Source organism: Acinetobacter baretiae (assembly GCF_015627105.1).
Classification (GTDB): Bacteria; Pseudomonadota; Gammaproteobacteria; order Pseudomonadales; family Moraxellaceae; genus Acinetobacter; species Acinetobacter baretiae.
Genome location: NZ_VTDM01000023.1, coordinates 1 through 20,594, shown reverse-complemented (window position 1 = coordinate 20,594; position 20,594 = coordinate 1). Strand labels below are relative to the sequence as shown.

Annotated in this window: 21 protein-coding genes; 6 read left to right on the top strand and 15 right to left on the bottom strand. The window is 37.7% G+C overall.

All coding sequences use genetic code 11. The features are described 5' to 3' along the window. Window positions 1-7: 7 nt before the first annotated feature. Window positions 8-661, bottom strand: a complete 654-nt coding sequence (locus I2F17_RS09705) for a glutathione S-transferase N-terminal domain-containing protein (RefSeq protein ID WP_196423713.1) — start codon at window positions 659-661, stop codon at window positions 8-10. A 182-nt stretch (window positions 662-843) separates the two neighbouring features. Here I2F17_RS09705 and I2F17_RS09700 point away from each other — a divergent pair, with 182 nt between their 5' ends. Next, window positions 844-2,055, top strand: coding sequence for a glycoside hydrolase family 28 protein (locus tag I2F17_RS09700; protein WP_211139768.1), 1,212 nt, complete (start codon window positions 844-846; stop codon window positions 2,053-2,055). A 48-nt stretch (window positions 2,056-2,103) separates the two neighbouring features. Here I2F17_RS09700 and rpsI read toward each other — a convergent pair whose 3' ends face one another. Together rpsI and rplM are read right to left on the bottom strand one after the other, a co-directional pair. Next, complete coding sequence (gene rpsI / locus I2F17_RS09695; protein ID WP_195769999.1) at window positions 2,104-2,490, bottom strand: 30S ribosomal protein S9; 387 nt, start codon at window positions 2,488-2,490, stop codon at window positions 2,104-2,106. 12 nt (window positions 2,491-2,502) lie between these two features. Then, a complete protein-coding gene (gene rplM, locus I2F17_RS09690; RefSeq protein ID WP_196423715.1) occupies window positions 2,503-2,931 on the bottom strand; it encodes a 50S ribosomal protein L13 in 429 nt (142 codons plus the stop codon). Window positions 2,932-3,189: 258 nt separating this feature from the next. On the opposite strand from rplM, the gene pdxA reads away from it, so the two are divergent. From pdxA to I2F17_RS09675, 3 genes are read left to right on the top strand one after another with little or no spacing between them, the layout of a single operon-like run. Beyond that, entirely contained in the window at window positions 3,190-4,161 is a 972-nt protein-coding gene (gene pdxA, locus I2F17_RS09685) for a 4-hydroxythreonine-4-phosphate dehydrogenase PdxA (RefSeq protein WP_211139767.1), read from the top strand. Between the two features lie 17 nt (window positions 4,162-4,178). Continuing rightward, window positions 4,179-4,994 (top strand): 16S rRNA (adenine(1518)-N(6)/adenine(1519)-N(6))-dimethyltransferase RsmA, encoded by an 816-nt coding sequence (gene rsmA / locus I2F17_RS09680; protein WP_196423717.1) that lies wholly within the window; start codon window positions 4,179-4,181, stop codon window positions 4,992-4,994. A gap of 4 nt (window positions 4,995-4,998) precedes the next feature. Then, the gene (locus tag I2F17_RS09675; RefSeq protein ID WP_211139766.1) at window positions 4,999-5,844 is read left to right on the top strand and encodes a symmetrical bis(5'-nucleosyl)-tetraphosphatase; all 846 of its coding nucleotides are present in this window, start codon (window positions 4,999-5,001) and stop codon (window positions 5,842-5,844) included. On the opposite strand, the gene I2F17_RS09670 is transcribed toward I2F17_RS09675, so the two are convergent. From I2F17_RS09670 to I2F17_RS09655, 4 genes are all read right to left on the bottom strand, one after another. Continuing rightward, on the bottom strand, window positions 5,841-6,512 hold the full coding sequence (locus tag I2F17_RS09670) for an LrgB family protein (protein ID WP_211139778.1): 672 nt from the start codon (window positions 6,510-6,512) through the stop codon (window positions 5,841-5,843). The genes I2F17_RS09675 and I2F17_RS09670 overlap by 4 nt on opposite strands. Before the next feature lie 12 nt (window positions 6,513-6,524). Continuing rightward, the gene (locus tag I2F17_RS09665) at window positions 6,525-6,896 is read right to left on the bottom strand and encodes a hypothetical protein (RefSeq protein ID WP_211139765.1); all 372 of its coding nucleotides are present in this window, start codon (window positions 6,894-6,896) and stop codon (window positions 6,525-6,527) included. Between the two features lie 21 nt (window positions 6,897-6,917). Beyond that, complete coding sequence (gene hflX / locus I2F17_RS09660; protein ID WP_196423720.1) at window positions 6,918-8,252, bottom strand: ribosome rescue GTPase HflX; 1,335 nt, start codon at window positions 8,250-8,252, stop codon at window positions 6,918-6,920. A gap of 72 nt (window positions 8,253-8,324) precedes the next feature. Continuing rightward, on the bottom strand, window positions 8,325-8,462 hold the full coding sequence (locus tag I2F17_RS09655; protein WP_196423721.1) for a hypothetical protein: 138 nt from the start codon (window positions 8,460-8,462) through the stop codon (window positions 8,325-8,327). Between the two features lie 141 nt (window positions 8,463-8,603). Between I2F17_RS09655 and I2F17_RS09650 the strand changes: the two genes are divergently transcribed. Next, complete coding sequence (locus I2F17_RS09650; RefSeq protein ID WP_213014468.1) at window positions 8,604-9,410, top strand: lysophospholipid acyltransferase family protein; 807 nt, start codon at window positions 8,604-8,606, stop codon at window positions 9,408-9,410. Here I2F17_RS09650 and I2F17_RS09645 read toward each other — a convergent pair. Further along, window positions 9,402-11,006: a phospholipase D-like domain-containing protein gene (locus I2F17_RS09645; RefSeq protein ID WP_196423722.1), complete on the bottom strand. Its 1,605-nt coding sequence runs from the start codon at window positions 11,004-11,006 to the stop codon at window positions 9,402-9,404. The two genes, I2F17_RS09650 and I2F17_RS09645, sit on opposite strands and share 9 nt — an antisense overlap. 77 nt (window positions 11,007-11,083) lie before the next feature. On the opposite strand from I2F17_RS09645, the gene I2F17_RS09640 reads away from it, so the two are divergent. After that, entirely contained in the window at window positions 11,084-12,094 is a 1,011-nt protein-coding gene (locus I2F17_RS09640) for a metallophosphoesterase (protein WP_211139764.1), read from the top strand. A 188-nt stretch (window positions 12,095-12,282) separates the two neighbouring features. Here the strand turns inward: I2F17_RS09640 and polA are convergent, their stop codons facing one another. The 7 genes from polA to I2F17_RS09605 form a co-directional block, all read right to left on the bottom strand. Then, a complete protein-coding gene (gene polA, locus I2F17_RS09635) occupies window positions 12,283-15,045 on the bottom strand; it encodes a DNA polymerase I (RefSeq protein ID WP_211139763.1) in 2,763 nt (920 codons plus the stop codon). Between the two features lie 100 nt (window positions 15,046-15,145). Beyond that, complete coding sequence (locus tag I2F17_RS09630) at window positions 15,146-16,015, bottom strand: mechanosensitive ion channel family protein (RefSeq protein ID WP_196423725.1); 870 nt, start codon at window positions 16,013-16,015, stop codon at window positions 15,146-15,148. A gap of 8 nt (window positions 16,016-16,023) precedes the next feature. Then, window positions 16,024-16,845, bottom strand: a complete 822-nt coding sequence (locus I2F17_RS09625) for a hypothetical protein (RefSeq protein ID WP_196423726.1) — start codon at window positions 16,843-16,845, stop codon at window positions 16,024-16,026. Between the two features lie 81 nt (window positions 16,846-16,926). Next, window positions 16,927-17,751 carry a carbon-nitrogen hydrolase family protein gene (locus I2F17_RS09620; RefSeq protein ID WP_211139762.1) on the bottom strand — a complete coding sequence of 275 codons (825 nt, stop codon included), beginning with the start codon at window positions 17,749-17,751 and terminating at the stop codon, window positions 16,927-16,929. A gap of 23 nt (window positions 17,752-17,774) precedes the next feature. Next, a complete protein-coding gene (locus I2F17_RS09615) occupies window positions 17,775-18,284 on the bottom strand; it encodes an STAS domain-containing protein (RefSeq protein ID WP_196423728.1) in 510 nt (169 codons plus the stop codon). Window positions 18,285-18,395: 111 nt separating this feature from the next. Further along, the gene (locus I2F17_RS09610; RefSeq protein ID WP_211139761.1) at window positions 18,396-19,364 is read right to left on the bottom strand and encodes a PP2C family protein-serine/threonine phosphatase; all 969 of its coding nucleotides are present in this window, start codon (window positions 19,362-19,364) and stop codon (window positions 18,396-18,398) included. A 54-nt stretch (window positions 19,365-19,418) separates the two neighbouring features. Then, window positions 19,419-20,159, bottom strand: a complete 741-nt coding sequence (locus I2F17_RS09605; RefSeq protein WP_407926562.1) for an MlaA family lipoprotein — start codon at window positions 20,157-20,159, stop codon at window positions 19,419-19,421. Window positions 20,160-20,594 lie beyond the last annotated feature (435 nt).

The following is a 20,594-nucleotide window of genomic DNA, read 5'->3' as shown; positions in this document are numbered from 1 at the left end:
GTTTACTCTAGCGTTTTACAAGGTGTTTACTATACCGATTTTTTTCTTGTGTTGTCATTGCTTTGACAAAGCTTGTACGATTAAATAAACGTTGTTGGTACAAAAAAATAGCACGGCATTGTGTGGTTGGGAGTAAAACTCCCATGCTTTCTAAACGTAACAGCATTGGTGCGATCATGCAATCAAGTACAGAGAAATGATCTGACATAAAAAATGGAAAATGTTGAAACAAAGGGGTAAGAGAGATAAGGGTATCTTGGAGTTTTTTTTGTGCCAATTTCTTCTTATTTAAGTCTAAGCTATCGGCATGGCGTAGCATATGGTCTGCCAATTGGAACCAATCTTTTTCAAAACGCCAAATGTATTGTCGTTGTTCTGCTCGTTGAATTGGATTATCTGTAAATAATTTATTTTGACGATATCGATCATCTAAGTATTCGGCAATAATTGCAGTATTAAATAATTTAACACCTTGATCTAGCAGTACGGGTAAGTTTTGATATGGGCTCAGTGAAATTAGATCCTCATCGTCATAGTCCGTTAAAATCAGTTGATGTTTGATTTCTTTTTCAGCAAGCATAAATCGAACCCAGTGCGATCTAAAATCATCTGAGTGACTCAATAAAGTCATACTTTGATTGTCTGAAATGTCGAGTGCCATACAAGTACTATGTGGTTACGTCAATCGATTAGCATACTAAAAATAGGTTTTAAAAGCACGATTTAAGCCATTTCTTTTATTGATCAATGTCATGATTTATAGGGTTCGATGTGTTATTTTAAGGGAGAAATGATATGGGCATGTTTAACTATGATATTTCGATGATGTGTTTGACATAAAATATGTTCACTTCTTTGGTGCAATTTTTTGTAGGTTTTTTTTCATGTTGTGTTTGTATACTGAGTTTTGCTCAAGATACTCGCCAAGTCACTGAGCCCAAACAACCCATGATCTGCCGTACTTTGTTTGCCAATGGTGATGATGATCGTACATCAGATATTCAATCTGCACTAATGCATTGTACATTTGGACAAGCAGTAGAGTTGAAACAAACAGCACAAAATAAGGTCTTTTTAACAGGCCCGTTAAACATTCCAACGGGTATAAGTATAAAAATTGATGAAAATGTAATACTTCGAGCAATAAATAAAAGTGCAATTTTTGATCGCGGGGGGCATCGTTGTGGTGTGTTGAATGGTGATGGAAATGGTTGTTTGCCATTAATTACGTTTGAACATGCTTTAAATGGTGGTATTTATGGGAAAGGTGAAATTGATGGACAAGGGGGTGAAACGTTACAAGATCAACCTTGGAGTTGGTGGCAATTGGCAAAACAGGCACAACATTTACATGCCAAATATAATGCACCACGTTTAATTCAAATTAATCATAGCCAAAATATGACGTTTTATCAGCTATGTATTAAAAATGCACCACATTTTGGATTGGTTTTTTCACAAAGCAATGGCTTAACGGTGTGGGATTTGCACCTAGATAATCCAAGTGATGCTCGAAATACTGATGGTATAGATATTAACTCGTCAGAAAATGTCACCATTACACACAGCCATATTTCTACAGGCGATGACCATATTGCGATTAAAGCCAATATACACACAGGGCCATCACACCATATTTCTATCATTGATAATAATTTTGCTGCAGGGCATGGGTTGTCTATTGGGAGTGAAACACAAGCAGGTGTTTATGCCATCGATGTTGATTGGTTATATATTCATGATGCTGAAAATGGTTTAAGAATAAAAAGTAATGCAGTTACAGCAGGTGAGGTTTCACACATTTTATATCAGCATGTGACTTTACAGCATGTAAAGCATGCTTTGGTACAAGATACCATGTATGAAAATAAAATAGGTGATACAAAAGCCCATTGGCACGATATCTATTACCAGAATATTGCTATTTTAGGTGCATCGAAACTAATTTTTAATGGAAACAATGCAAAACAGCCTTTGCATATTCATTTACAAAATGTGAGTGGTTTAGACCATGTAGAGTGGTTATTGCAGCAATCAATTGTAGAGGATAAATAAAAAAACCTCGGAAAATCCGAGGTTTTTTGTCCAACTTCTGTAAACGGATTAACGTTTAGAGAATTGAGGACGTTTACGTGCTTTACGTAAACCAAGTTTCTTACGTTCAACTTCACGAGCATCACGAGTAACGAAACCAGCTTGACGAAGCGAAGACTTTAATGTTTCGTCAGATGCAATTAGCGCACGAGTAATACCGTGACGGATTGCGCCAGCTTGACCACCAATACCACCACCTTTAACAGTGATGTAAAGGTCATATTTAGTTACAACGTCAAGAAGCTCTAATGGTTGACGAACAACCATACGTGCAGTTTCACGACCGAAGTATTGCTCTAAAGAGCGATTGTTAATTTTGATGTTTCCTGTACCAGCAGACAAGAAAACACGTGCAGTTGCGGTCTTACGGCGACCTGTACCATAATTAGTAGCCATGTGCAGTATCCCTTAGACGTCTAAAACTTGTGGCTGTTGAGCAGTATGAGGATGCTCGCTGCCAGCGTACACTTTCATCTTCTTGATCATTGCATAACCAAGAGGGCCTTTTGGCAACATGCCTTTTACAGCGCGTTGGAAGATTTCTTCTGGTTTATGTGCAACTAACTTTTCAAAGTTAGTTTCTTTTAAACCGCCTGGGAATTCAGTGTGGCGATAGTATTTTTTGTTCAAGGCTTTTTTACCAGTTACTTGAACTTGCTCTGCATTAATAACAACGATGTAATCGCCAGTATCAACGTGAGGTGTGAAAGATGTTTTGTGCTTACCACGTAAACGGCGAGCGATTTCAGTCGCTAAACGACCAAGAGTTTTGCCAGAAGCATCAACAACGAACCAGTCGTGTTGAACCTCAGCTGGCTTTGCGCTGAGAGTTTTCATCTACTACATTACCTATTATAGTTGGTTTGAACACAAACGTGCTCAAACAATAAAAAAGTTGGATATCTATGAAAAAATCATTCGACATCACAACGTCAATATAAAATTGAGCGCACATTCTAGCTTAATCAATACACAATGAAAAGTAATTTAGTGTCATTTTTTAGCGTGATTTTAAAATAATCAATCGTGTGAATGTGGTCTTGGCGTATAATTGTTAAACTTTCTCTTTATCACGTAAAACATACAGGAAAACCTATGAAACCACTTTATGTGACCAGTGGCGAACCTGCTGGTATTGGACCTGATATTTGTTTGTCTCTTGCAGAGCAAGTTTACGATCGTCCTATTGTTGTTTTAGCGGATATAAACTTGATGCAAGCTCGTGCAGAGCAATTGAGTTTAAATGTAGAATGTATTGAGTATGTGGGACAGTCTGAACCTGCTCAGCCACATCAACTTTATGTTGAATCGGTACCATTGGCTGAAGTAGTGGAAGCCGGACAGCTTAATGTAAAGAATGCTAACTATGTGGTCGAACAATTACGACGTTCAGCACAATATGCATTATCTGGTAAAAGTGTTGGTATAGCCACTGCGCCTGTACAAAAATCAGTTATCAATGATGCTGGAATTGCGTTTAGTGGTCATACAGAATTTTATCAAGAGATGGCTGGAGTGGCACAAGTCGTGATGATGTTGGCGACAGCAAATTTGAGAGTTGCTTTAGTAACAACCCATTTACCTTTAAAAGCGGTAGCTGAAAATATTACTGAACAACGTTTGATACAAGTGATTGATATTTTAATCGATGATTTAAAAAAGAAATTTAAAATTATTCAACCAAGAATTTTGGTGTGTGGTTTAAATCCACATGCAGGCGAAGGTGGATATTTGGGTCATGAAGAAATTGATGTGATTAATCCTGTGCTGATGCAATATCGTCAGCGCGGTGAAAACATCAGCTTGGCTTTACCAGCAGACACGCTGTTTAGGCACGATTATTTAAAAGATGCCGATGCTGTGTTGGCAATGTATCATGATCAAGGCTTACCTGTGTTAAAATCTCAAGGCTTTGGTGAAGCTGTTAATATTACGTTGGGCTTACCGTTTATTCGTACTTCTGTTGATCATGGCACAGCGTTGAGTTTAGCAGGTACAGGTCAAGCCAAAGCTTCTAGTTTACATGTGGCTGTAATGTTGGCATTACAGTTGGCACATGATAAATAATTTGTTGGAATTTATATATGTATCAGATTAATGCCTTGAACCCAAAAGAAGAAGGGCATCAGGCACGAAAACGCTTTGGACAAAACTTTTTACACGATCAACGTGTAATTACAAAGATTGTGCGGGCAGTTCATCCTCGTGCAGGTGAAAATGTGGTTGAAATTGGTCCCGGTTTGGCAGCATTAACATCGCCTTTGATTGGTGAATGTGATGCCTTGACGGTGATCGAACTAGATCGAGATTTGGCGATGGGCTTACCTGCACGTGTGCCGTATCCTGAGCGTTTAACAATCATTGAAGCTGATGCATTGAAGTACGATTTTTCAACGCTGTTTCAACCAGAAAAACCTTTACGTATAGTGGGTAATTTACCATACAATATTTCAACACCTTTACTTTTCCATTTGTTAACTTTTGGTGGAAATATTAAAGACATGCACTTTATGTTGCAAAAAGAAGTGGTCGATCGAATTACGGCTGAGCCAAATACCAAAGAGTATGGCCGTTTGTCGGTGATGATTCAATATTACAGTAAAGCCAGTTTTTTATTTGAAGTACCCCCTGGTTCATTTAATCCTCCACCTAAAGTGACCAGTGCGGTGTTTCGATTAGTTCCGCATGATATAAAGCCCATTGTTGCAAAAAATGAAAAAGCGTTGGCACGATTGGTGGCACATGTATTTACGCAACGTCGTAAAACATTGCGTAATAGTTTAAAAGGTATGTTGTCTGAAGATGCATTCGAAATGACAGGAATTAACCCAATGGCTCGACCTGAAACATTGTCACTGGCTCAATTTGTTGCACTTTCAGATCAAATGCTTGAGTCTTAGTACAATGACTGGGTCTAATTATGTGATTGGTGATGTGCAAGGTTGCTACCAAGCATTGTTATTGTTGCTTGATGAAATTGCATTTGATCCATCACAGGACTTTTTGTGGTTTACAGGTGATTTAGTAGCACGTGGTGAAGACTCTTTGTCTGCACTGCGTTTGATTAAAAATATGAGCATACAAGGCTGTGCGGCAACTGTACTTGGAAATCATGATTTAACTTTATTGGCTTGTGCCCGTGGCTTTAAAAAAATTAATAAAAAAGATCGTATTGATGATATTTTATCTGCAGATGATGCCTTTGAGTTGATCGATTGGTTACGTCAGCAACCTTTATTTTTACAACTTAATGCATCTACGATCATGACCCATGCAGGGGTTCCCCATATTTGGTCAATCGCACAAACAAAAGCTTATGCACATGAGGTAGAACGTATTTTACAAAGCCAAGATTGGCAAGTTGTCGATCGTTTTTTGGCACAAATGTATCGTAAAAAACCAAGTTTGTGGTCAAATGATTTAGTGGCTGAAGATCGCTTTCGAGTGATTATTAATTATTTAACACGTATGCGCTTGATTGCACACGATGGTACGCTTGAATTTGGTTTTAAGGAAAGTTTATCGGAAACCATGCCTGAGGGCTTTATGCCATGGTTTAATTATGCAAGAACAGATCAATGCCCACAGCAGATATTTTTTGGCCATTGGGCGGCATTAGAGGGGCAAACACATCAACCACACATGTCTAATGTGGATGGTGGCTGTGTATGGGGAAATACGTTAATTGCACAACGGTTAGAAGATGGGCAGGTTTTTTCAGTCAAAAATCCGATTAATCATACGGTTTAACCGTGAATCAATGAAAATGCAAGTGGTAACCAAATGGCAGTAAATACGCCATTAACAGCCATGCCAAAAGCTGCATATCGTCCTGCAACAGGACTACGTTGCCATGCTTGAACAGTGCCAATGGCATGTGCAGCAAGGCCTAGGGCTAAACCAATTGCACGTTCATCATGTATATTTTTTAAAACCAATGATGCAAAACCACCACCGATTAACCCTGATAAAATCACAATCAAGCTGACCATAGATACAGGAGAGCCAATGAGTGTGGCAATATTTAAAGCAATAGGTGTGGTCACAGCTCGTGTGGCAAATGCTAAAATAGTCGGTTCAGATAAATGAAATAAGTATGCCAAAAGCATGGGTAAGCTAACGGCACTCAAACTTGCAAAACTCAAAATGCCCACTAATGGTTTGAGTGATAAGTCATCATAACGCATAGTTGCTAAAGGAATGGCAAGCGCAACGGTGGCGTAACCAAGTAAGTGATTAAAAATATTTTGTGTACTGATAGCATACTGTTCATAAGGTACACCGAGTAGATACAAAAACGCCACGACTAAGCACATGCTTGTCACAATAACAGGAATGCGTGGCAGATAAGTGTTGAGGCCTTTTGCGAGAATGTAAGCGATCAGCGTCAGCGCAAAACTATAAATAATCACGTATATTCCTTTTAATATTTATAAAAATCGTTTAGAAATACGAGCGTAAACCCATAAAGGAACAAGGGTACTCACAAACAAAATCAATAGAAATACCAAAGTTTGCTTTCCCATATGCATGAGTGTAATTAAAGCACCTGCACAAATCGGTAAAAAAGCAAAAGCGCTTTCTTTCATTAATTTATTATTGGTATCGACCACTCGTAATGGTGAACGTTTAAATGTCCGCCAAAGTGCCATACACCCCAAAAGGCTAACAAGACCAAGTAGATTGCCAAGTTCTGGGTGATGAAGTTGAGTCATGAGCCAAACTGCAACTTCACGAAATAGCACAATCAGTGAAATATTGATAATCCACGCTGGCCAATCAATGGTGCTCATTTTTTGCATGAATGATGTACTCTTTATACGCTAAGATGTTTCTTTTTCGAATGCTTCTAATGGGCGTGAAAATTGTTGTGCTTGTTCACCTAAAATTTCATGAATAGATAAATGTAATTTTTTGATGATCTCTTCAAGTTTTTGAGGTGCAATAACAATGTCTAAAATTAGATTTCCTAAGTCATCATATTGCTCGTGTTGTATAACATTTAAGTCATACAGTTGTGTTTTGAGCTTACCATGTTGTGGCTTAATGGTCAGTTGGAATGACTGCCTATGTCCGAGTAAAGATTCTTGTACGGCTTGTTTAAGTAAATCTAAACCTTGTTTACTGTGTGCTGATACATAAACACGTTCAGGAACATCAGGCTTGGCATAAATAATTTTGGCGTCTTCTCCGCTGCGATCAATTTTGTTATAGACCCGTAAAGTGTGAATGTCTGCACCAATTTCTTTGAGAACTTTTTCAACAGCATCTATTTGTTCCATCATTTCAGGACTACTGCTGTCAATCACATGAAGAAGTAAGGTGGCTTCGAGGGTCTCTTCGAGTGTGGCTTTAAATGAATCAACCAAGGCATGGGGTAGATCACGCACAAATCCTACGGTATCTGCAAGAACTAAAGCACCAATCCCATCCCATGTTAAACGCCGTAATGTGGGGTCTAAAGTGGCAAAAAGTTGGTCAGCTGCATATACATCACTTTCAGCTAAAATATTAAATAGTGTTGATTTACCTGCGTTGGTATATCCCACAATGGATACGGTAGGAATGGCTGCTTTTTGGCGAGCGGCACGACCCTGTACACGAGTTTGGCGTACTTTGTCGAGTTTGTCTTTGAGTTGTCCCATGCGAACACGAAGCAGTCGACGGTCAGTTTCTAGTTGTGATTCACCTGGGCCACGTAAGCCAATCCCCCCTTTTTGTCGTTCTAAATGCGTCCAACCTCGAACAAGTCGGGTAGAGAGGTGTTCAAGTTGTGCAAGTTCAACTTGTAATTTACCTTCGTGCGTTCTGGCACGTTGGGCAAAAATATCTAAAATAAGACCTGTACGGTCGATAACACGGCATTGAAAGACTTTTTCAAGATTTCGCTCTTGTGCAGGTGAGAGGGCGTGATCAAAGATAACTAAGTCGGCTTCAAGAGATTGTACAGACTGTGCAATCTCTTCTGCTTTTCCTGATCCAATAAACAATTTGGGGTCTGGCTTTTGTCGCTGGGCCGTAATTTGTTCTAAAATATCTGCACCTGCAGATTGTGCAAGAAGCTGAAATTCTTCTGCGTCAAGGTCTTGTAATATTTGTACGTTAACATGAACGAGTATTGCTCGCTCACCGCCTTCATGCCGATCAAAATATTCCACTGATTGGTTTACCTGCCTAAGCTAAAATTTATCGAATATAAAAAGTGTAGCACTAGGTGGTAGACAATACACTTATAAAATTGTTGAAAATACTTTGCACACCAATAAAAATGAACCGATATATAAAATAGAACAGCCCACAATTATTTTTAATTGGTACAATGCATTTTGTGACTTCATTTTTTCTGTTGCATGATTTACAGTATTCATAACTTTTGCTCCTACCTTTAATAAACTAATTTTATTAGAATTGGACAATTAAATAAAATTGAAAAATATAATTGTTTTATTCGATTGTTTGAATGGTGGTGTAGCACAACCCTTATTATATTTTTGTGTTGTACTTTGATTATGATAAATAAAATACAGAACTTACTTAACGCTGGACAACGAAAAGCAACGCGTATTTTGCACTATGGTAAAAAAATGAGTCATGGTGTGACAGTGATCGGAGAAGGTTTTTTCGTTGTTTATAAAAATCAATTATACAAATCTCCAAATACGCCTGAAAATACCAAATATATTCAATGGTTTTGTCGAAAAATGTGTGATGTATTTAATGTGAAAGTACAGGTACATGGGCACATTGATCGACACGCTACGGCTTTATGGGCAAGTAATCATGTGTCTTGGTTAGATATTTTGGTACTTGGGTCGAGTGCGCGCGTTTTTTTTCTGGCCAAAGCTGAAATTGAAACATGGCCGATTGTTGGGCACTTGGCCAAAAGTGCGGGCACTTTATTTATTAAACGTGGTTCTGGCGATGCCAATAAGATTCGTGAGCAAATTAGTACATTTTTAAAACAAGACACGCCTGTTTTATTTTTTCCTGAAGCAACAACCTCAGATGGTACAAAAATTCAACGTATACATGGTCGTATTTTGGGTGCTGCTATTGCTGCGCAAAAGCCTGTGCAAGTGGCTTTAATTTGTTATGTGAACCAAGATGGAAAATTAGATCAGGTGGCACCTTATTATGGTAATGTCACTATGGCAGCGCATGTACAAAAAGTTTTAGACATGCCTCAAGTGACAGCACATGTACTACTCATTCCTTCAATTTCTGTGCAAGATCACGATTTAGAAAGTTTAACAGCAACTGTACAAACAGCAATGCGTGATGGTTTAAATCGGTTACACACACAAGTATTACATTAATCCTTCTATCGGCAGTAATGAAATGATTTTTAACCCACCTTGTTGCCACCACTGCATGCTTGGTTCTTTATGGTAATGAACTTCACCTTGTGGTGTATCTGTAATCCACGTGATTTTTTGATCAGGAGTGAGGGTGAGTTTGTAACTATAGTTATTAATGTCTTTTGAAAGTGTTTGATGAATCTCTTCTGCAAGGGGTTTGCTATACAGTAAAACACCAATCTCTGCATTTAATTTTGCAGATCGTGGATCTAAATTAAAAGAACCAATAAAGACTTGTTCATCTACAGCCATCATTTTGGCGTGTAAACTAGATCGACTTAAGGTTTTTAAGCTAATTTTGGTATCACGAGAGACATTCTTGGTATAGGCTTTGAGTGCTTTATCACTGAGTGTCGGTAAAAACTCGTAGAGCTGTACACCATTTTTAAGTAAGTCCGTTCTGTATTTTTGATAAAAAGCATGTACGAGCCAAACATCATTGGCTTTAAATGAGTTGGTGAGTACTCTTACTTTAACCCCTTGTTGCGCCATACGGCTCAGTAATGCAACACCTGCTTTTTCAGGCACAAAATACGCTGAAACAATATCCAAATTATCTTTTGGATTATCTAAGTAGCTAGAAAGTTGTGTTTCTAAATAATCTTGTGGTTGAGCACGATTATGTATTTTACTTGGATTATCGTAAACGACTTTGGCTTTAACCCAGTCTAAATCTAGATCATGATATAACCATTGGTCAAATGCATGTGAATGATTGGCTAAATCTAAGTAATTTTGTACACTAACTTTTTCATAATGTGTGGTTAATTGTTTTTTTAAACTGTCATAACGCAGTTTATGTTGGTTAGGGTTAACAATTTGTTGTACGGGGTAGGCATATGAGTCATTCCAGTAGTCATCAAAAGAATGACTAATATCGTTGACTGCTTGCCCAACCAGTACCACATCTAGATCTGAAAATTGGTAATTTTCACTGGTGTAGTAATATTGGTTACTCATATTACGTCCACCAATTAAGGCAATACTTTGGTCAACAACAAAGCTTTTATTGTGCATACGTCTGTTAACACGCTTTAAATCAAGCATGATGTCAAGTACGCGTAAATTTCTGAATTTATAAGGATTATATAACTTAACATCAATATTGGCATGTTGGCTTAATGCTAAAAAAATACCTTCCATTTCTTTTGCATTGTTATCGTCAATTAAAATACGAACTTTTACTCCTCGGTCAGCGGCTTGAATAATTTCATACAATGCTAAAGCACCAATCTTGTCGTTATCCCATATGTAATATTGTAAATCTAAGGTTTTTTGTGCTTTGTTAATCAAATTTAATCGTGCTGCAATTGCTTCTAAAGGATCAAATAAAAGATGGTATCCTGTAAGGCCAACGTGGCTTTTCTTTAATGGTGTAATAAGCTGAGACAATTGGGTTTGAGTGGTATCAAAATCAGTACTGTATATGGCTTTTTCTTGTACTTTCATGACAGGAAGTGTACTACATCCATTTAAACTGATGAAAATACTACATGTGTATATGGCCCGAACAGTCGCTTTTTGAAGTTTAGATAAAGTCGGTATATACATCATATTTATAAAGTGAGCCTAAAGAGTGAGTCATGTGTATGTGTAGCGTAAACTTAATTTACCCTGATCTGAGGTAAAGTGTGTTGGATTCTAGTTTATTTTTTCAAGTATTTTATATTATTTTGAGTTTCGTGGCGATTTGGGCAATTGCTCGGTCATGGTATCGTCAGTCTAAAACGCTAACTCACCAACCTTTTAAAGCATGTATACATCTTTTAGCTGGATATTTGTGTTATTTGCTTTTTCCGCTATTTTTTATGGTGGTATATGCATGGAGTGAAGGGATGTTTTCAAGTTGGGGTACAGCAATCATCTTGATCATGATTTTATGTCTCAGCTATGCTCACTTTATAGAGCCTCGTAGCTTGGTGGTGAAATATACTGATTATCATTTAACACAACAAGCGCATACTGATAAACCCTTAAAAATCGCATTAATTGCTGATTTACATATTGGGTTGTTTTCAGGGTCTAAACGACAAATTGAGAAATTGATTCAACAAATTAATATAGAACGTCCAGATCTTGTGGTAGTGGCAGGAGATTGGACATATGAGCCAACGCATGAATTAGCAGATCATTTGCTTGCATTTAAGCAGTTGGAGATACCTGTGTATTCGGTCAATGGTAATCATGATGAAGAATTTCCAGGTCCTCCTATTTTAGAGCAACTCAAATTTGGGTTGTCTCAATCTAATGTTATTGATATCGAACAAAAAGTGATTGAACTCGACAAATTTCGGCTCGTAGGTGTCGGTGATTTATGGGCGGGCAAAGCAGACATGCAATTTATTGCAAAATTACCCCAAGATAAACCATTTATTATTGTGTCGCATAATCCCGATACAGTAGATATGGTTCCTAAACTCGCTCATAAAGCACTTATGCTCTCAGGACATACGCATGGTGGGCAGGTCGAAATACCATGGTTTACAGACATCATGATGAAAAATAAGTCTACTTTAGGACACAAACGTGGCTTATATCGACATGCTCATGCAGATGTATATGTCACCGTAGGAATAGGAATGGTTGGTGTGCCTTTTCGTTTTCGTGTTCCCCCTACAATCGATATTTTAACCATATCTTAAGACAAAAAAATGCCCTTTTATCGTGTAAAAGGGCAATCTATTACATTTGTTTAATGGAGGAGCTCAACAAATGCAATCTAGATAAAGTTTTGCGCTGAGCCATTATATTTTCATGGCACATGAAAGATATTAACAGATCAAAACACGAACGCATCATCTTGCAATATTTTGTTGCATTATATTCTCATTTAGTGAGCTTCATCCCAGTTTTTTCCTTGTCCGACATCAACATCAAGCGGTACAAGAAGAGGGTGTACTGATGACATGATACGCGCAATTTCGGGAATAAGTACATCTACTGCATCCTCATCTGCTTCAAAAATTAATTCATCGTGTACTTGTAGCAATAATTTAATTTGATCTTTTGGTAGTTGTTTTTCGACCTCAATCATCGCCAATTTAATCAGATCGGCTGCACTCCCTTGTAAAGGAGCATTAATCGCTGCTCGTTCGGCTGCTTTTCTGACCATTACATTACGTGCATTAATTTCAGGTGTATATAAACGTCTCCCTAAAACTGTTTCAACAAAGCCTTGTTCAAGGGCTATTTGTCTGGTTTTTTGCATGTATTCGTAAATACCTGGGTAGCGATGAAAATATTGTTTAATATAGTCTCTAGATTCTTCACGTGTAAATCCAAGTTGGCGAGTCAATCCAAACTCAGACATACCATATAATAAGCCAAAGTTAACTGCTTTGGCCTGACGCCGTTGATTTGAAGTGACTTCATCTAAAGCAATACCGAGTACTTCTGCGGCTGTACGTTTGTGAATGTCTTGGCCTTGGCGAAATGCATCAATTAATGCATCATCTTGTGAAAAGTGCGCCATTAATCGTAGTTCAATTTGTGAGTAATCGGCAGCAATGATGGTTTTGCCAGTAGGTGCGACAAATGCTTTACGAATTTGACGACCAATTTCATTACGAATCGGAATATTTTGTAAATTTGGATCAGATGATGACAATCTTCCTGTCGTTGTGACTGCTTGATGATAACTAGTGTGTACACGTAAAGTGTCGTGATGAGCTTGTTCAACTAAACGGTCGGTATAAGTACTTTTGAGTTTAGATAGACCTCTATGCTCCAAAATAATTTCAGCCAAAGGGTGTTCTATTTTTTCTAATACACTTTCGCTGGTACTGTATTGCCCTGAGGCCGTTTTTTTACCACCTTTTACCCCTAACTTATCAAACAATACCTCACCAACTTGTTTGGGTGATGCCACATTAAAGGCTTCACCTGCAATGTCTATGGCACGTTCCTCGAGGGATTGAATTGTTTTTGAAAATTCAACACTTAATTTGTCTAAAAAAACAGGGTCGAGCTGAATACCACGCTCTTCCATTTGAGTAAGAACAGCCGCAACGGGCATTTCTATTTGATGTAATACATTTTGAAGTGTTGAGTCTTGCTGTAACTTGTTCTTAAGTACTTCGTATAAACGATAGGTAACATGTGCATCTTCTGCTGCATAGTGACCTGCTGTATCTAACTCAATTTGATTAAATGTTTTTTGTTTTACTCCTTTGCCTGCAATTTGTTCAAATGTTGTACTTAAATGACTCAGGTACAAACGAGCAACATCATCCATTCCATGCCGAGTGGCTGTTGAATTGAGAACATAAGAGGCCAACATGGTATCAAAATACCATCCTTGTAGTGTAATGCCATGGTTGGCAAAAATATGTGCATCATATTTTAAATGATGACCAATTTTTTTTATGTGTTCATTTTCGATCATGGGTTTGATTTGTGCCAAGATCGTTTCACGGTTTAATTGTGGTGGTGCATTTTCGTAGTCATGCCCAAAAGGGACGTAATAGGCATCTTTTGCATCAAAAGCGATTGAAAAGCCAACCATTTCAGCCAAACGATAATCAAGTGATGTTGTTTCCGTATCTATGGCAAAGTGTGTGGCTGTTTGTATCCGTGAAAATAATTTTTCCCACGCTTCTGTACTCAGTACCGTATGATAGGTTGCCTCACCTAAAATGTCATCGCCACTACTTTGTGTTGCATGATCGAATTTAGTGTTTTGCTCAGAGTTTTCTTGGTTGACTGCAACACGTTGTTGTTCTTGATACGTTTTACTGTTTGGGTTGTTTGGATGATCTAGAGATTGAAGTTGATGGCGAAACTCAAGTTCAGTATATAGTCTACGTAGCTCGTGGTTATTTTGAGATTGTAATTTTAAGTCATCCCATTCAATTGATAAATCGAGGTCACAGACGATGCTTGCAAGCTGATGATCTAGAGCAATGCCATCGGCATGTTCAACTAAATTTTTACCTACACGACCTTTAATTTGTTCTACATTTTCTAAAATACGACCAATACAGCCATATTCTGTGAGTAGTTTTGCTGCTGTTTTTTGTCCAACACCAGGAACGCCCATAATTCCATCAGAGGCATCACCCATGAGTGTTAAATAATCTATAATTTGATGTGGCCATACCCCAAATTTTTCAAATACGCCATCAACATCAAGTACGCGCTCTTTGAAGCTGTCTTCGAGTTTTACATTTTCATTAACCAATTGAGCCATGTCTTTGTCACCCGTCGAAATCAATACGTGTTGATTTTCACGTTCTGCATGTCTAGTGAGTGTCCCGATAATGTCGTCAGCTTCTGCACCGGGCAGGCTATATAACGGAATGCCCAATGCACGAATAATGGCATGTAAGTAAGGAATTTGTTCTGCTAATTCCTCAGGCATACTTGGACGATTGCCCTTGTAAATGGGTGAAAGATGATGGCGAAAGGTCGGCTCTGGGGTGTCAAAAATAACAGCCATGTGAGTGGGCTGTGTGCGGCGCATGAGTTTTTGTATGGCAGAGATTGCACCACGAATGGCATTGGTATGTAGGCCTGTAGATGTGGTCAGTGGCGGAAGTGCATGATATGCCCGAAATAAAAAATAAGACCCATCAACTAAAACAAATGGTGGCATAACAAACATTCCTCAATAAAATCTTTATCTATTTTACGTTAAAAAATAGCTTAGAGGCAGATTTAGTACGTACATTCACAGAATAAAGAAAAATAAAGGCTTACTGTTTGATCGTGAGGTCTGCTAAAGGATCTTGTGCAAAACTAATTTTAGGCACGGGTATTTCAATATCATGTTCAATAAAACTATTGCGAATTCGCTCTAAAATTTCATCTTTCACTTGTCCATAGTGACTTTGATGACACCAAACAAAAAAGTTGAGCTGGATAAATGATTCTGCAAATTCAGTCACAGCCATATGTGGTTTAGGATCATTTAAAATTAATGGATGGTGAAATGCTGTCGAAATAAGTACTTTGCGTACTTTACCAAGATCTTCTTGAAAAGAAATAGGTATAGACAATGGAATACGTCGAATGGGGTATTTAGACATATTGTAAACGGGTATTCGAATTAATTGTTCATTCGGTACACGAATATAGGTGTTGTCTAGTGTTAATAATTTTACAGACAGTAAATCAATGGAGATGACTTCACCTTCAATAATTTGCCCACGAAGAAGAGACATTTGAACCATATCACCCACTTCAAAAGAACCTTCACCAATTAAAAACAAGCCACTAATAATGTTGGTAACAGAGGTCTGTGAGGCAAAACCAAGAGCAACTGTTAAAATTCCTGCTGCTCCTAAAAAAATACTGACTTTAAATCCTGCTTCTTTCAGTGCTGCAATAATAAAAAATAAAAAAATAGTATAAAAAATACCTCGTCGCCAAACCATACGTTGGTGTGCATTAAAGCGCAGGCCAATGGTACGAATAAACATATTCGAGACTAAGCGAGCGCTGATAAAGCCAATCGTACACAGTAAAACAGCAATAAATAATTCACTTACACGATCTAGGCTAAACGATGTAAATAGTGCTTTTATGCTTGAAATAATATCTTGGGGAATTTGTGTTTTATCCATGATTTGGCCTAGAAAAATGAGTCAAACATATTAAATAACACGCCACCGGGTGACCGAGGTGCATGAATATACATGACCTCACCAGCACGAGGAGGTGTGCGATTTTCTATTTTAATACGAGGAAGTTTATCTGAAGCATCATGCATAACTCGAATATGTGACGTCCATAAACGATTGGTACTTTCACTATAAAATAAAGGTAAAGCGACAATGGGTACATTCATACGATCAAAACGCAGTTGTTCATGACTTGTATTTTGAAAAATCACAGGCGTAACTGCTCTAAATAAATTATGTCTTAATTTATCTAAATCTGTACGACCATTGACTTCAGTGGCATAACACAATTCACCTTTACGTGTGTCTGGGCCAAACCATGTTTCTTTAGGTTGAATAATTGGCATATCAAACAAAGGTTCTTCTTGGCCCTCAGCAAAGCCAACAAGCCAAAGAGGAGTAGTGACGTACAGTAATCCTTTTTGGCCTGCAGGAACATAAATAGGTTCAATAGGGTGAATGACAACAGAATGATCTGCCAATTTAGGCATAAGTTGTAATTGAGGCTGTGTTTTTCTGAACATATAACGTTCAATATGTACAGGTTCTGGCAGTGCAAATTGATCATCTATAATTTCATGCCACCCCATTTCATCATCATGTTGTAAAACAGGACGATGGTATTCCATGCGCCATTCTTGAGCGTGACGGGTAATACGTAGAATCAGTGATCCAAATTGCCAAGTTCTAGGGGTGTCTATTTCAAAGGTATATTCACCCCACCAAAAAGATTTATCTGAAGCTTGATTTTCTTCTATAGAATCAATGTTCACATCAGCCTCATTTAACTATGACCTAATAATCAATAGCATATCGTAAAAAGTCATGATGGATACAGTGCTAAGCACTAAAAATTATTCTTTTAATAAGCGACGGTGTTGCATGAGTGGCATATTGCGTCGTATAGATTGTTGTTCTGTGAGATCAATATCTGTATGAACAACATGATTTCCAGCTTCAGTCACTTGGCATAATACCTCACCCGAAGCATTCACGATACTTGCATGTCCCCAAGTTTGACGTGTTTCTCCATGCCAACCTTGTTGTGCAGCACCTAGTACGGCACATTGTGTATCGATTGCGCGAGCTTGCAGTAACGTTTGCCAGTGTGCACGCCCTGTCGAAAAAGTAAATGCAGAAGGTGCAGTTAAAAAATCTGCCTCTTTTTGCCGTAAAGCCAATGCCAATTCAGGAAAGCGCAGATCATAACAAACCATTAAGCCAATATGGCCAAAAGGTGTTTTTGCAATAACTACATCGTCTCCTGCTTCAAAATGCTCAGATTCTTTATAGCCGCCAATAACATCGTTGACCATCACATCAAATAAATGAATCTTATCGTAACGTGCAATCGTACCTTCGGGGGAAATACATAAACTGGTGGTACGTACTTTGCCGTGAGGGACAATATCTCCATTGGGTCTGAATGGGCAAGGAATTGTACCCGCAACGATCCAGAGTTGATGAGTATGTGCTAAATTTTCTAAATATGATTGAATATATTCAAATTGCTCAGCGGTTTCTCGTTGTTTTCCAGGCGCAAAACAAGAAAAATTTTCAGGTAAAACCAAAAGTTGTGAACCTTGTGCCTGACATGCCAAGACTAAATCTTTGACACGAGCTAAATTTTCTTGAATCACGTTTTGGGATGTCATTTGTGCAACAGAAACTCGTGCCATATTTGCATCCTATCAATTAAATTTTAATGATTACATTTTAAAGCATCTTTTTCTTTTTCTAATTGTTTAACTAATGGTTCAAATACATTTTTATTACTATGATTAAGTTGGCATAAGGTTTTATGCGCATTAAGTACAGTAGTGAGCATAGACCTTTGTGTTAGATCGTCATCTGGCAGTACTTTAGTACAAACTTGTGTTTCTTCATTACATGTTAAAATAGAGAAAACTTGCCCAAGTCCCATACTATTTGCCAAAGTTGTAATGTCTGGGTTTGTAGAAAGCATCACGCTTTGTATCGCATGTTTCTGTTTTAACTTAATGCCTAGCTTGGCTAGAATTCCAAGCACGGTGCTATCAATAAAAGTTGTTTGTGTGAGATCCACAACAGCACTCACAATATTTGTAGATTGTTGCTCAATCTTACCCAATAATTTGTCGAGGCTTATACAAGACTGCGCACGTACTTCTCCGATAATTTTGAAAAAGTGAGTGCCATTTAAGCTTGCATATTCAACATGACCTGTTGACATATATATGCCATTTCTTGAGAAGGATTGGGTAATTATCCCACAGCCTATAAATATACTCAAGAGGGTGGTATGTTAAAGTCATTTTATTTGATATATCTTACTGATATTTATTTATTTTTCTCGTGTGATCGTTAAGATTGCGATATCATCTACAACGTGATCAGGGGCAATAAAATCACCATATTCGAACTGTTTGACCAATTGTTTGAATTGCTCACTTAATCCACCTTCAAAGGCTTCAAGTACACCATCAGAACAGACAATAAATCGCGAATTTTTCGACAAAACACATTCAAATTCTTCAATATTTAAATCTTCTGTTAAGCCTAAAGCAAAACTACTAGTATTTAAAACAGTAGGTTGATTTACATCATTAAATAAAATAGCAGGAGGGTAGTGTCCAGCACTAGACCATCGCAAGGTATGCGTTTCAAAATTTAAAATTCCCGAAATCATCGTAATATGTTTTTCAATATCTTCTTGAATTAACATACCATTTAATTTTTTAATTAACTCACGGGGTCGTTTGGAGCTACCATGAAAAGCAGCCATCCATGATGTTAATAAACTACTTGCTACCCCATGACCAGATACATCGGCCAAATAAAAAATGACCTCTTTATCACTGATTTTCCAGTAATCATACCAATCGCCAGATAGATATGCAGAGGGTTTAAAAAAAGCATTGATCGCATAATTAGGAATATTTATGGCATCAGGCAGTAATTTTTTCTGGAGTAGAGCAGCGGTCGGTAAATCTCGACTATCTTGGTTGCGTTTATATTGAGCATTAATTTGATTTAACTGTTCTAGCGGGTGCTTAGGTATTTTGTGCCAAATCCAGCCTGCCAATGCGCCAAGTTGCCAAGCTTCTGCTAATGCAGAGCCTTCATGTTCAAAAGCAAGAACAACTGTTGGTCCTTGCCATTGATGTTGTAAAAAATCATGTACATCAGCGATTTTTACAACATTTGGATCACATTGTGAAAGATCTTCAATAGAAATAAATGTAATACTTGGTAGTGCCTTTAAAACAAAATCAAGGTGAGATACCGTACGAGAAGGCTGAATAAAATACATAAATACCAATGATACTGAAAAGAATGTAAAATAATGGCTGAATACTCAGTCAAACTAAGGTGAACTGGTATCATCTACAAAAGATACATCCGCACTTGCATTACCTTGTTTTTCTGCAATGACAAACTTATTACGCTGTAAGTAAGCATCGCGTAAAGCAGCATACTTATCACCTTGTAAAGCACCTTCAAGATCTAAAAAAGAGCTTCTTAAGTCAATGGCACCTAAAGCAGTATCTGTCCAATACAAACCATCGTAATCTTCAAAAATATATTTTTGTAAGCGAGCTTGTTTATCTACGACTAAGCCTAAACCATCACGCAAGGTACTTGGCCCTAAAAATGGCAACATGAGATAGGGTCCAGATGGCACATGGTAGTACCCTAAAGTTGTACCAAGACTTTCATCTTCGTGTACTAAATTTAAACGCTGTGCTGGGTCTGCAAGTCCAAGAGTTGTTAACGTATTTAGTGTAAAACGGCCAAATGTCTTCAGTGCTTTTAACGGTTTCCACTGTATTAACTGATTGGTTGCATTCCAAGGCTCGCCTAAGTTGTCTCTAAATGAGCGGTAAGAGCCACGCACTTCTGAAGGGACTTTAGCTTTATACTGAACAGCTACAGGTCGCAATATATAATGGTCTAATGTATCGTTAAATACATATATTTTTCGATTGAAAGATTGAAAAGGATCTTTGACCTGATCTGGTTGAGATGCACTTGCATCTACAGATAATTTTTTTCCAAAATGCTTGATTTGCATTTGTGCTGATTCAGTGAGACTCAACTGATCCATAGCTTGACTCTGCGGATTACTTTTATGATCAGTAATGGGCGAAGAGGATTCTGCATGGATAGCACATGACAAAAATAACGATAATGTAAATAAAGATATTTTAATTTTCTTATCAGATCGATTGTACATGCCATTAAACCCAAAATAACATAAATAATATACCTTAGTTTATAGCATGCATTTTTAAATGGGGCAAAAACATCATAAATCTTTATAAAAAGGGTCGAAGGATTTAAAAAACTCCCATATTTGTTCAGATATCACACATTTGATTAAATAAATTGAGATAAGAGATAAAAAGGGGTTGCAAAGGCTAGGGGATTATATATAATGCGTATCCATCGGCGGTGCTGTTGAGAGAAACTTCTTGATAAACAATAGCTTAGTTGATTAATTTAGGGTTTTGACTTTAAATTGATTGGTTGGGGGTTGAGT